Annotated in this window: 13 protein-coding genes and 1 other RNA gene; 7 read left to right on the plus strand and 7 right to left on the minus strand. The window is 44.5% G+C overall.

From position 1 onward, the window contains the following. Positions 1 to 11 precede the first annotated feature (11 nt). Positions 12 to 1,412, minus strand: a complete 1,401-nt coding sequence (locus ACE3K2_RS26445) for an ammonium transporter (RefSeq protein WP_421897146.1) — start codon at positions 1,410 to 1,412, stop codon at positions 12 to 14. A 352-nt stretch (positions 1,413 to 1,764) separates the two neighbouring features. Between ACE3K2_RS26445 and ACE3K2_RS26450 the strand changes: the two genes are divergently transcribed. Together ACE3K2_RS26450 and ACE3K2_RS26455 are read left to right on the plus strand one after the other, a co-directional pair. Continuing rightward, the gene (locus ACE3K2_RS26450; protein ID WP_017689377.1) at positions 1,765 to 2,193 is read left to right on the plus strand and encodes a MerR family transcriptional regulator; all 429 of its coding nucleotides are present in this window, start codon (positions 1,765 to 1,767) and stop codon (positions 2,191 to 2,193) included. Positions 2,194 to 2,220: 27 nt separating this feature from the next. Further along, complete coding sequence (locus ACE3K2_RS26455; protein WP_338593613.1) at positions 2,221 to 2,901, plus strand: zinc metallopeptidase; 681 nt, start codon at positions 2,221 to 2,223, stop codon at positions 2,899 to 2,901. Positions 2,902 to 2,936: 35 nt separating this feature from the next. Here ACE3K2_RS26455 and ACE3K2_RS26460 read toward each other — a convergent pair whose 3' ends face one another. Beyond that, a complete protein-coding gene (locus ACE3K2_RS26460) occupies positions 2,937 to 3,848 on the minus strand; it encodes a LysR family transcriptional regulator (RefSeq protein ID WP_421897151.1) in 912 nt (303 codons plus the stop codon). 70 nt (positions 3,849 to 3,918) lie between these two features. After that, complete coding sequence (locus ACE3K2_RS26465; protein WP_421897154.1) at positions 3,919 to 4,545, minus strand: rhomboid family intramembrane serine protease; 627 nt, start codon at positions 4,543 to 4,545, stop codon at positions 3,919 to 3,921. Positions 4,546 to 4,695: 150 nt separating this feature from the next. Here ACE3K2_RS26465 and tpx point away from each other — a divergent pair, with 150 nt between their 5' ends. Then, complete coding sequence (gene tpx / locus ACE3K2_RS26470; RefSeq protein ID WP_036609653.1) at positions 4,696 to 5,214, plus strand: thiol peroxidase; 519 nt, start codon at positions 4,696 to 4,698, stop codon at positions 5,212 to 5,214. Between the two features lie 72 nt (positions 5,215 to 5,286). Here tpx and ACE3K2_RS26475 read toward each other — a convergent pair whose 3' ends face one another. The 4 genes from ACE3K2_RS26475 to ACE3K2_RS26490 all read right to left on the minus strand — a co-directional run bounded on the left by ACE3K2_RS26475 (position 5,287) and on the right by ACE3K2_RS26490 (position 8,722). Beyond that, positions 5,287 to 5,679, minus strand: coding sequence for a DUF1499 domain-containing protein (locus ACE3K2_RS26475; RefSeq protein ID WP_017689382.1), 393 nt, complete (start codon positions 5,677 to 5,679; stop codon positions 5,287 to 5,289). Positions 5,680 to 5,861: 182 nt separating this feature from the next. Next, a non-coding RNA gene (gene ssrS, locus ACE3K2_RS26480) (6S RNA) lies at positions 5,862 to 6,053 on the minus strand. A gap of 51 nt (positions 6,054 to 6,104) precedes the next feature. Continuing rightward, a complete protein-coding gene (locus tag ACE3K2_RS26485; protein ID WP_017689383.1) occupies positions 6,105 to 6,917 on the minus strand; it encodes a YesL family protein in 813 nt (270 codons plus the stop codon). 209 nt (positions 6,918 to 7,126) lie between these two features. Further along, complete coding sequence (locus tag ACE3K2_RS26490) at positions 7,127 to 8,722, minus strand: DEAD/DEAH box helicase (RefSeq protein ID WP_421897159.1); 1,596 nt, start codon at positions 8,720 to 8,722, stop codon at positions 7,127 to 7,129. A 304-nt stretch (positions 8,723 to 9,026) separates the two neighbouring features. Here ACE3K2_RS26490 and ACE3K2_RS26495 point away from each other — a divergent pair, with 304 nt between their 5' ends. The 4 genes from ACE3K2_RS26495 (at position 9,027) to ACE3K2_RS26510 (ending at position 13,111) form a co-directional block, all read left to right on the plus strand. Further along, a complete protein-coding gene (locus ACE3K2_RS26495; protein ID WP_421897162.1) occupies positions 9,027 to 9,848 on the plus strand; it encodes a YitT family protein in 822 nt (273 codons plus the stop codon). Positions 9,849 to 10,022: 174 nt separating this feature from the next. Further along, on the plus strand, positions 10,023 to 10,211 hold the full coding sequence (locus ACE3K2_RS26500; RefSeq protein ID WP_029880762.1) for a hypothetical protein: 189 nt from the start codon (positions 10,023 to 10,025) through the stop codon (positions 10,209 to 10,211). Positions 10,212 to 10,372: 161 nt separating this feature from the next. After that, entirely contained in the window at positions 10,373 to 11,554 is a 1,182-nt protein-coding gene (locus ACE3K2_RS26505) for a putative glycoside hydrolase (protein WP_421897165.1), read from the plus strand. A gap of 204 nt (positions 11,555 to 11,758) precedes the next feature. Continuing rightward, positions 11,759 to 13,111 carry an MATE family efflux transporter gene (locus ACE3K2_RS26510; protein ID WP_421898487.1) on the plus strand — a complete coding sequence of 451 codons (1,353 nt, stop codon included), beginning with the start codon at positions 11,759 to 11,761 and terminating at the stop codon, positions 13,109 to 13,111. Positions 13,112 to 13,192: the final 81 nt, after the last annotated feature.

The following is a 13,192-nucleotide window of genomic DNA, read 5'->3' on the forward strand; positions in this document are numbered from 1 at the left end:
CATTATTCACCTCAGGAGCTGAACGTACCGCCACCCGATTTAGAATCTACATTTTTCATTTGTTCAGGGTATCCGTAAGTACCGTGCTCACTGATATCCAGACCCATGGTTTCTTCTTCTTCAGTAACACGGATGCCCATGATTGCTTTCATTCCACCCAGAATAATGAAGGACATTACGAGTACGAAGGCAAATGCACCTGCCAGACCTAGAAGTTGTACGCCCAATTGGTGGAAGCCACCGCCATAGAACAGACCCGCTTGACCTACACCAGCATTCTCGGCAAGTTCAGGAGTAGCGAACAAACCTGTGGAGATCGCACCCCACATACCAGCAATACCATGTACGGAGAAAGCGTAGATTGGATCGTCAATTCCTTTACGATCAAAGTATTGTGCTGTGAAGAATGTGATGACACCTGCCAAAGCACCGATAACCAGAGCTGCCCAAGGTTCAACGAATGCACATGCTCCTGTAATCGCAACGAGTGCCGCAAGCACACCGTTTAACATGCTAGGAATATCAGATTTACCAAGTACTGCCCATGAGATCAACAGTGCAGCAACACCACCAGCTGCAGCAGCTACGTTAGTAGTTAATGCAACATAACCGAAGAATCCATCTCCCATGGCAGATAATGTACTACCTGGGTTGAATCCGAACCAACCGATCCAGAGGATAATAACCCCGAGTACAGAGTAAACTTGGTTGTGACCCGGTATGATGTTAGGTTTGCCGTCTTTGTTATATTTACCAATACGTGGTTTCAACAAGATGGTAGCTACCAATGCTGCAGTCGCACCAGTTAAGTGAACAACCGTTGATCCTGCAAAGTCTTGCATACCCAGCTCAGCCAACCAGCCGCCGCCCCATACCCAGTGAGCAACAACTGGATACATGATAATGGTATACAATGTACCAAATACGATATATACGCTCATTTTTGCACGTTCTGCCATACCACCGCAGGCAATGGCCAGAGATACTGCTGCAAAAGCAAGGTGGAATACGAATTTAATAGTCAGTGGAACATCCGAGAAAGCCAGTGATTCAAATGAAGCTGCCATACTGTCTCCACTTAGGAAGAATCCGGTAGTTCCAAAAAATCCATTACCATTACCGAAGCCTAGACCAAAACCCAGTCCCCAGAAGGCAATAACCGAAATACCCAATGTCAGGATGGTCTTACCCGCAATGTGTCCTGCATTCTTCATTCGTGTTGAACCCGCTTCGAGTAAAGCAAATCCCCCTTGCATCAAGAACACAAGCACTACAGCCAAAAACGTAAAGGCTGAGTTCAAACCACTTTGAAGTTCAATGTTAGTTGGCCCCTCCGCAGCCGCAAATGCGCTGATCGGAAAAGCAAACAAAGTAAGCATTACTAACACGGAAACTAACCATTTCTTTCTCATGTACCCCACTCCCTCTTATGTTAAGTTTCTTCACATAACGTGAAACTCTTAATGTCATTATAAGCAGAAGAGAGGAAAGTTGACAAGAGTATTTTCATCAAAATTGAAAATTATTTCTGGGAATAAAGTCATACGTCTTTTTCTTGCACTTAAGTACATAATCACATTCTATGAGTACATAGATATAGAAATGCAGTACGCTGACTGCCAAAGCATAACGTTTGACTGTACGGTTAAAGATCATGTATCATACTTATTAGTAAGAAAAATTGGGCGTAGTATAGAAATTCGCAAGTGGAAACTACAATTCCCTACATTTGAACTTGCAAGCGAGGTGAATATCATTGGGGATATGAAACTTTTTCGGATTGGCGAACTTGCCAAGACCGCCGGTGTTAGTGAACGGACGATCGATTATTATACAAAGCTTGGACTGATCGCTCCCGAAGAACGTACACAAAAAAATTATCGTCTCTATAGTAATGAAACTTTAACGAGGCTTGAACGTATTGTACAGATGAAACAAGAGAAGTATAGTCTCGACGAGATTAAGCAATCTCTTGAGAAGTGGCGTCTGGTAAGTACAGAAGAACAAGTTGCCAGCAAATTGACAACGTTGGAGCTTCATGTACAACAACTTGAGCGAGAGGTTAACGAACTCAAACCGCTACTCGGAGAGATGAAACCTGTACAAGCACGCAAAATGATGGCAGGACTTCTCACCAAAAGTGCCGGTACAATGGAGGCACTTAAAATCTTGCTTGAGAACACCATGATGTAGCTTATTTCAGAAAGCGGAGGAATGAATATGAGTTTTAATAACGGTATGTTCGTATTGATCATTATCGCCTTTTTGCTCTCTTTATGGGCGCAATTTCGCGTTAAAGGTACGTTTAGACGTTGGTCGGAGGTACCGAACCAGAACGGAATGACAGGTTATGATGCCGCTCGCCAGATGCTTGATGCTAACGGGCTGCATGATGTTCCCATTGAACCTGTACGTGGTACACTCTCTGATCACTATGATCCGATCAATCGGGTTGTACGTTTATCAGAACCAGTATATTATGAAAACTCAATCTCAGCTGTTTCGGTAGCGTGTCATGAAGTTGGTCACGCCATTCAGCACAAGGAAAGTTATCCAATGCTGGCACTGCGTCACCGGATCTTCCCCATTGTGAACTTTGCATCCGGATTAGCTCCATTCCTGTTGATTGCAGGATTCCTCTTCAATGCCATGAACCTTGTAGGTATCGGTATCATCTTCTTCTCCGTAACTGTAGCATTCCAACTCATCACTTTGCCGGTTGAGTTCAATGCAAGTAATCGCGCCAGAGAGATTATGGTATCGGAAGGTTACATCCGTAATGAAGAAGAAAAAGGGGTTGCAAAAGTTCTGAATGCCGCAGCCTTGACTTACGTTGCTGCAGCGTTGATCTCACTGCTTGAGTTAATCCGTTACATCGGAATCTTCAACAGCCGTGATTAATCAATTATCAATACAACAAAAACAATACCCCACCGTTAATCGGTTGGGGTATTGTTTTGTTGTAAACCAAAATAATGAAGCAAAAATGAACGAAAGGACTGGGCAACCAGCGGCAACTTGTCATCCGCACGGTGAATTAACCCAATGGTCCGTGTTACTTTGGGATGTGAGATGGCCACATGTGCCGGTTGCAACGGGTTCGTCTGGAATAGCGCCATCTCCGGCAGGAGACTAACGCCCATGCCCGCAGCGACCAATCCACGGATCGTGTCGGTCTCTTCCCCTTCAAAAGCGATTTTGGGTGTAAAACCAGCTTCCAGACATGCATGCCACACAATAGGACGAAGAGAATAACCTTTGCTAAACAATACAAATTTATCATCCTTGAGTTGTTCAAGCTCAATGGTCTCTTCACCGGCTAAAGGGTGATTAGGAGGAAGGATGGCATGTAATTCTTCCGTAAGTACAATATCACCATCTACTTGATCATGCTTCTCCGGAAAAGGAGAAATGAATGCCAAGTCTACCTCTCCCGATAACACATCACGAATCAGTGTAGGAAACATCCCCTGCTTGAATCTGAATTTCACGTTGGGGTAGCGCTGCCGGAAAGCAGCCACAACGGAAGGAATGAGATGAATCCCCAGGCTATGCGGAAATCCAATTCGAATCTCCCCATGCTCCGGATCAAGAAACTCATGAACTTCCCCGACTGCTTTGTCCAAATCTTTCAATATGCCTTCAATTCGTTTGCAAAAAAGTTGTCCTACTGCAGTCAACTGCAGGTTTCGCCCCTTTTGCATAAAAAGGTCCACGCCCAGTTCTTCTTCCAGCTGATGAATCTGACGACTCACCGCCGACTGTGCCACATGCAACTCTTCAGCAGCCTGTGTTACATGTTCCTTCTGTGCCACTTTCAAAAAGTAATGCAACTGTCTTAATTCCACTCGTCCTGATCGCTCCAATCTGTTATACCCTACTTATCCTTGATTGCATTCCATCTTGAGAACGTTCTGACTACCGCTTTAAGCTGCGGGGTTTCCACAATCTGATCAACAGTCCGTAAATAAAGAATCCACCCAACAATCCTCCGAGGTGTGCCATCCAATTGATGCCCGACATGGCGAAGGAGAATATGATCCCGAACAAAAGCAGCGTGTACATCGTTTTGCGTGAAGCCTCGTCCATCATCGTTCGCTGGAACAGCGCTACGTACAGGAATGCACCATAGACGGCATAGATCGCTCCTGAAGCACCTACCGAGATGGTAATACTCCCAATCGAGTTGTACCATGCAACAGCAAGAATATTACCCAATACGCCGCCACCCAGATACAATACACCATACCTTACGGAACCGAGCAAACGCTCCATCGGTGGTGCAAACACGATTAATGCAAAGCTGTTAAACAATAAATGACTGAAGCCCGCATGCAGAAAGATGGATGTGATGTAACGCCACCATTCCTGTGCGAACAGTTCATGATTCGTAAGTGCCCCAAATTTCAGCAGCACCATATTGTTCGTTGAGCCACCGTTCAACGTTAACACAATAAACATCACAACATTGGCAATTAATAAAATCGACGTCAAAGGGAAATACTTCAAATAACTTTTCCAGTTCTCATAGCGAATAAATATCATAAATTTCTTCTTTCACTCCACCCTGTTCAGATCGGACTTACATCTCTGATCCATCGTAATGGTACATGTCCGAATTGGACAATGCCTTTCATAAAAGATTATAATGGATTTTGGCACGGATCACCAATTTATAAGGAGGAACACATTATTATGACACAAGAACGTACAGGCGCAGCCACATTCAAAGGCAACCCTATTACATTGATCGGACCCGAACTGAAAGTGGGCGATCAAGCACCTGATTTTACCCTGAGCAAAAACCTGGTTGAAGATGCTTCCCTGAAAGACTTCGCAGGCAAAATCAAATTAATCAGCGTTGTTCCATCCCTGGATACTGGCGTATGTGATGCGCAAACTCGTCGTTTCAACGTTGAAGCTGGAGAACTCGGAGACAATGTTGTTGTCTTGACAGTAAGCGTTGACCTTCCGTTCGCTCAAGCCCGTTGGTGTGGAGCAGCTGGTGTTGACCGCGTAGTTACACTGTCAGACTACAAAACACGTTCTTTTGGTGAAGACTACGGCGTTCTGATCAAAGAATTCCAACTCGACATGCGCTCCATTTTTGTATTGGATGCCGAAGACCGGATTACATATGTGGAGTATTTGCCTGAAATGACAGACTCCCCTAACTTCGAACAAGCCATTGCTGCTGTAAAAGCTTTGCTGTAGAAGTTACCACACGTTCAGAACAAAAGCGAGGAAGGTTAACCTTCACTCGCTTTTTGTTATTTATCATCTATTTCAATCATTCGCTTTATACTTGCTTAGCTTCTTATCCAGAACAGAAAATAAGTTCATAATCGTGCGATAATTGGAACCCAAGTCTCCAAGTGAACCACGTGAAGCTGAATACATATCCACCGCACTGCGAACAGGACTTACCGAGATAATGGAAACTGTAATATCCATCGTCCGTCCAAAGGTAGTCCGCTTCTCCAGAATAACTTCTCCAACAGAAGGCACTTCATGCAGCACTTTATAACCCGGAATCTTTTTGAGAGTCGAAGAGACCTCTTCCCAGGCTCTGTCTTTGGATAAGTTATAATACCGTGTTTTTAATTTGGGATCCTTGGCTCGATCGCTGGTCCCCTCCATGCTGCGGATGATACCGACGAGCGTTCTCTTTAAGGTCAAGACCCTTCCTCCTTTGATTGTAACCGTTCCATTTATGTATCTAAGTGTAACATTGTTCAAGTAGTAACAAAAGGGTATGCATCATATTTATCACAAAACCAATCAAAACCATTCATTACAACTTAAAAACACCCTGAAATTCCTTCAGAAGAGGAAAAGTCAGGGTGCTGTACATGAAAATTTAGGAACCCGCCTATGCCGTCCGGCTACATTGTCTTATGAACCTGCTTGGCAGGTGGGTGACCGCAAAAATGCTTTTTGAAGTCCCCATGTCGTATAGACAGGGCTTTTCAGCAACATTCTGTGTTGATCTCCCGAAGACATCATCATTGGTTCAAAACAACGAATAACCGAAACGTACATCGCAGGATGTACAATTATTATATCCCTAACTGTGTAAAAAGTAAATGGCGATTCAACATGTTTTATTTTTGCAATGTAATGTTTTTGTCGTCTGACGGCTCAGATGTTTCACCATTCTCTGCGGATTGTTCAGCCAGCGCAGCAGCTTCCTCTTCTTCCTTCTTCAGCTGCATCTTCTCCATCTGTTCTTGCATCTTGTTGAAGGTTGCGTAGAAGTTAAAGAACGCGAACCAGGCAATGATACTGATAATGAAGAAGACGAACAAGACCGGATAACGGAAACCGATGTAGAACAGCAATCCACTTCCCAGTAATGTGGAAAATACACGGAATGGTCTGATCAGCGTTAACAGTACTGCATTTTTAATAATGAGTCCAATGGACATGTGATAATGTACAACCATCGAGAAAAAGTTAAAGAGTGATACAAATAACAAGAGAAGCAGCACAAGCATAATGATTCCTACGAGCTGCATGTTGCGGAACTGCGTCATGTACACGGTATAATCCAGATACATTATCGCGAACAACAGTGTGTAAAAAATGCCCCCGATTAAACTTTGCTTATAGTTTTCCTTGTAACCTACAAAGAACGTACGGAAGATCGGCACATCCGTATCCCCCATATTCCATTTACGAACAACCGTAAACAGCGCCGACGTCGCCGGGAACAGTGTAAGCGGTGCCACAATGGCTATAGCCCAGTTCATTTGCAATGATTCGTTGGCGAGGTTCTGCTGCATAACGAGCAGTTTCATAATCAAGAAAAACAAGAACGGAGACGAACAAATAGCCCACAACAGATTGGTTGCGGCCAGTCTCGTAATCCACTCTGTAAGCCGGTAGATCCCACCCATAGCTCCTTTAAATTCCAAACATTTCTCCTCCTCCGCAGCCTTGCGTATTACCTGAATTCTAATATTAATATACCTTATTATAGATAAGAAAAGCCAGTACTTCCGGAAAAGAGATCGGCTTTGCTCTTGACCAGTGCTTTTGATAATGAGCAAAAGAGAAAATAACCTTTTGGAAATAAAAAAAATGAAGCAGTTGCCTGCTCCATTTTCCAGTTCACACATATATATTACTCGAAAGAAGAATCTTTCGCTGGACGACGTCCTTCGTTGTTGCTTGGACGAGGTTTGCGGTCACGGTTATAACCACCTTCTCTGCTTCCGCCACCAGTACTGCTGCCGCTGTTACGATCACGGTTGTAGCCACCACGTCCGCCGCCACTGCTGTTGCGATCACGGTTGTAACCACCACCACTGCCGCCGCTACCACTGCTGCGGTTACCACTGTAGCCAGATGGTTTACGTCCGCCAGAGCGAACATCCGGTTTGCGACGTTTCGCACGGATTGGATCTTCAGGAGTAAGATCAACTTGAGCGTCTTTTTTGTCACCTGTCAGGAGCTTCAGAGCAGCCGACAACAGTTGAACAGAATCATATTGCTCAAGCATTTGAATCGCGATACCTTTGTATTCGTTCAGTTCGCCCGATTGTACGATTTCCAGCAAACGCTCTGCTGTCAAACGTTGTTTTCCTTCAACCGCTTCTGCCATTGTTGGCAATGGTTTACGTGGAATACGGTGACGTGTTACACGCTCAATGAAGTGCAAGTGATCAATCTCACGCGGTGTAACGAAAGACCAAGCAGCACCCTCTTTACCCGCACGACCTGTACGACCGATACGGTGAACATAACTCTCCGGATCTTGCGGAAGGTCAAAGTTCACAACGTGAGTTACACCGGATACATCGAGACCACGCGCAGCTACGTCTGTTGCAACGAGTACATCAATGCTGCCGTCACGGAACTTACGCATTACTGTATCACGTTGATTCTGGGAAAGGTCACCATGGAGACCATCAGCAGAATATCCACGTTTTTGCAGAGCTTCAGCCAATTCATCAACACGGCGTTTGGTACGTCCGAATACAATCGCCAGTTCAGGAGATTCCATATCGAGCAAACGGCTAAGTGCTTCGAATTTTTGACGCTCAGGAACTTCAATGTAAGCTTGGTCAATCAATGGTGCACTTACTTGTTTAGGAATTACAGATACGTGTTCTGGGTTGTTCAAGAATTGTTGAGCCAATTTTTGAATGTTAGGAGGCATTGTTGCTGAGAACAGCATCGTTTGACGCTCGTCCGGTACTTGTTTCAGGATAGATTGAATATCTTCCATGAAACCCATGTCGAGCATTTCATCTGCTTCATCCAATACAACAGTTTGTACATCATCAAGTTTGATTGTTTTGCGGTTGATGTGGTCAAGGAGACGTCCAGGTGTACCAATGATAATTTGTGGTTTTCTTTTCAGTGCACGAATCTGACGAACGATATCTTGTCCGCCATAGATTGGCAGGGAGCGCAGACCTTTGAAGCGAGTGAGTTTTTCGATCTCTTCAGCAACTTGGATTGCAAGTTCACGTGTAGGTGCCATAATGAGGGCGCGGATTTTTTCGTCACTTTTAGTGATTTTGCTGATCAACGGAATACCGAATGCAGCTGTTTTACCAGTACCTGTTTGGGCTTGACCAATCAAATCTCTTCCTTCGAGTGCCAAAGGAATTGCTTTGGATTGGATCGGTGTTGCTTCTTCAAACCCGAGCTCAGTGATGGCTTGCAGCACCAGCGGTTCAAGATTGAAATCTGAGAAATTTAAATTTGTCAAAATTATTCATACTCCTTTTATATGGTGGACATGGTGGACAATCCACTTTGTTGTCTGTATTCTTAAGTAGCGTTAATATTTATAGGGTATCCCAACAGGGCAAATTATTTTCACAAACGATTATAATTCCATGAATGGGTCCCCAACATAAGACTAAAACTACATACATGTGTTTGAAACATTTCAAATTTTATTGTTCCATTTGGGAAAAGTTTCCTACTCAAGAATATCCACAAATCATTATATCACAAAACAATTCAAGATTACCAGCAATCTGGTTTTAAATATAAATGAGGTGATTAAATTGCCCAAAATAATTTGGCACTCTTTAGTGATCATTTTGGGTGCCGCAGCTATCGCTTGCGGCTTTAACTGGTTCTTGGTCCCCCATCAGCTTTTAAGCGGCGGGGTGTCCGGTATTTCAATGCTTCTGGGTTATTTTACAACGTTGAATCTTAGTATAATGTATTTTGTTCTTAACATTCCCCTGCTTGTTGCAGGTTGGTTTATTCTTGGACGACGCTTCATTACATTAAGCATTCTCTCGGTAGCAGCCACTTCTTGGTTCATTGCGCTTCTGCCTGTTTTTGCTGTGGCTACAGATCCTTTACTTAGTTCCGTATTTGGTGGTGTGCTCATTGGAATGGGTACTGGCGTTTCCTTCCGGGTCGGCGGCTCCACAGGAGGACTCGACATTGTTGGGTCCATTTTTACGCGTAAACGAGACTTTCCAATTGGTACAGTGATGGCGGGCATGAACGGTACGATCATTATGCTTGCAGGATATCTGAGTGACAATTGGAATACAGCCTTGGCCTCCATGGTATCCATTTATATTACAGGCAAAGTGCTTGATCTGATCCATATCAGTCATGTCAAAGTAACACTGTACATTATTACTAACGAAACCGATGCCATGTTAAAAAAATTACTTGTTCGGCCTCGCGGAGTTACCAAAATCAAGACTCAGGGAGCATACACGGATATTGAAAAGGACATGCTCATGACCGTTACCACCCGTTACGAGTTGGTTGAAATTAAACGCATTATCAAGGATACAGATCCAAACGCTTTTGTTAACATTGTGGAAACGGTTGGTGTTATGGGTTCATTTCGCAGAAGTTAAGACACCTGTACGGTTAACAATTCACAACATTGTGGTATAATAACTGTGTACGGCTCCTAAATATGTTGTATAGCAGGTTCAACCCTTCAATTTCACAGGCCATATGCTTTCCCGAATTGCACCGAATGACTTACCATTTTGGAATTCGACTAGGAAAGGGTGATTATTGTGGATATGGAAACGGTAAAACTGTTTGAAATTGTCAACAGATGGTGCCCGGAAATGCTCCCTTTCTTGAAACCGAATGAACTCGACTCACTGATTGTCCTCCGGGATGGGCTGGGCATCCTGGAACAGGGAGACGCAATGGAAATCATTCAGTACAGTATTTGTGAGCATCAAAATGAGATTTACATTCAATAATTTTTTTCAGATTGATCACGCCGCTTTTTGCTGGGGATTCCCTCAACAGGAAGCGGTTTTCATTTTTTCCATGTGTTTCATTACTTGATTAATATGGTTAAAAGCCCAGAGGCTTTAATGTATAATTCATACATGGAATGCACATAAGGGAGTGGAAATGAATGAACATGTTATGGGCTTTACTGGCTATGGCCTTTGGAAGCTTTGGTGGTGCCCCCGCAGTAGCGGACCAGGGAAATCCCCAGTTCCAATCGTTAACCAACAGTTTTAACACCGCAATTATCCAATCTCAAAAAGATCAGGTTGTTATTGATGCCGATAACCCACCTGCCAAAATCGATCCTCAACCTGATGCACCTGTGGTCAAAGGTATCTATGTAACGGCCTACAGCGCCGGCGGCGCACGTATGAAAGAATTGCTGGAACTGACAGACAGTACCGAACTGAATGCCATGGTCATTGATATCAAAGACGATCTCGGATACATAACTTATCCCACAGAAAACAAAGCGCTACAGAAAATGGGCAAGTCCCAACCTTTTATTCGGGATATCGATGCCTTGATGAAACGGTTGCAAAAACATGAGGTCTACCCGATCGCACGTGTCGTTGTATTCAAAGATACGATTCTTGCCAAGAAAAATCCGGAGTTCTCCTTCCGCAACAAGGATGGATCTGTATGGGCGAATGGTAAAGGCGACAGCTTCGTGAATCCGTACAGCAAGGAAGTATGGGATTATAATATTGAGATTGCAAAGGAAGCGGCCAAACTTGGATTCAAAGAGATTCAATTTGACTACGTCCGGTTCCCGGAAGGGTTCGAAACTCGAGCCGATGTACTGAAATATACCAAATCCGACAAGTCACGCGTCGATGTTGTAGCTGAATTCGTGCAATATGCACGCAAGGAGTTGGCCCCGCTAGGTGTCCGTGTGTCGGTTGATATTTTCGGTTATGCCGCTTCTGTACCTGCGGCTGAAGGTATTGGACAGGATTTTGTTAAAATATCCGAAAATGTAGACGTGATCTCACCGATGGTATACCCTAGTCACTATTCAACTGGATGGTATGGGGTGAAGGACCCCGACAAAGATCCTTACACCACCATCAAGGGCTCGATGGAAGACACACACAAGAAACTGGACCCAACCAAAGAGCTCAAACCCGTCATTCGTCCGTGGATTCAGGACTTCACAGCAAGCTGGCTGGGAAGTGGGCATTATATCAAGTATGGCAAGAAACAAGTGGAAGACCAGATTAGAGCGATGAAAGACATGGATGTGCATGAATATCTGCTCTGGAATGCGTCCAATCGTTATACATCCGGTGTACAATATAAGTAATCCGCACTTTTGCATATTATTGTATTCATTCAACCTCGCTCCGCGTCAGGCGGAACGAGGTTTTTAATGTTCATCTTTATCCGTTATGTCCTTTCTCTGCTTCTGTCCCTATTCAAAACGAACAAAATCCACTACAATGAATAGCTGTCCAGATATGACACTTGGATGACATCACTTTAGAATAGCGAGGCACTGCCAGTGAACATGTACACAACAAGTTTTTCACAAAAAGTGAAACAATTCCTGATTATATTTTTGCCCATTTTCACCACTCAAATCGCCCTCTCTGCCATGTCGTTCTTCGACACGAATATGTCAGGCAAGTTTTCCCCGGCCGACCTTGCAGGAGTTGCGATCGGTACAAGTCTGTGGATGCCAGTTCAAACGGGACTAAGCGGGATTCTAATTGGCATAACCCCCATCGTATCCCATCTGTTAGGTTCCAAACGAAATGACCAAATCGGGTATAACGTTATACAGGCGTTGTATCTTGGAATTGTTGTCAGTCTCGTCGTTATCGGAGCAGGAGCCTTATTACTTGGCCCTATACTGAGCGGGATGCCTTTGGAGCCAAGGGTCGCCCAGGTCGCCTTCTATTTTCTGTGTGCACTCGCTTTTGGCATTATCCCGCTCTTTGGGTATACCGTGTTGCGCAGCTTCATGGATGCACTAGGTCAGACCCGAACTACAATGTTCATTACATTGGTCTCCCTGCCCGTTAATATCTTGCTGAATTATCTGCTGATATTTGGTCGCTGGGGATTTCCACAATTGGGCGGAGTTGGTGCGGGCGTCGCTACAGCTTGTACATACTGGCTCATCTTTCTCATCAGTCTATTTTTTGTCCATCGGGTTGAACCTTTCGCCCAATACGGCATTTTCCGTCAGTTGACCCGCGTATCCCTGGCCAAGTGGAAAGAGTTACTCCAAATTGGGGTTCCGATTGGATTCGCAACTTTTTTCGAAACGTCCATCTTTGCTGCCGTGACTTTATTGATGAGCCGTTTTGACACCACAACGATCGCTGCCCATCAGGCGGCTCTGAACTTCGCTTCTACGCTCTACATGCTGCCTGTCAGCATATGTATGGCTCTTACGATCCTTGTGGGCTTTGAGGCAGGTGCAGGGCGTCTGAGAGATGCCAAACAATACAGTCTGCTCGGAATTGGTGGAGCTATCGGACTCTCACTGCTAACAGCCATCGTGTTGATTGTGTTTGGCGAACAGATTGCAGGTGTGTATTCGAACGATCGAGAGGTTATTGCACTTACGCAGCATTTCCTCATCTACGCTATTTTCTTTCAGATCTCGGATGCGATTGCTACACCGACCCAGGGAGCATTACGTGGCTACAAAGATGTTAATCCGGCACTAATCATTACATTTGTAGCTTATTGGATTATTGGATTGCCTGTAGGTTATCTAACTGCTACGTATACTTCACTCGGTGCCTTCGGATACTGGATCGGACTCATAGCCGGTCTTGCTGTAGGAGCAACAGCGCTTCTATGGAGGCTCTTCCTGGTACAAAAACAAGCCGCACAGCGCAAGGCGTAACATCAATATACGCACTCTGAAAACAAAAAAAGAGCACAATCCGCGTTCATGCGGGATTGTGCTCTTTGCTTATGGATCGAA

Source organism: Paenibacillus sp. (assembly GCF_048976745.1).
GTDB lineage: Bacteria > Bacillota > Bacilli > Paenibacillales > Paenibacillaceae > Paenibacillus.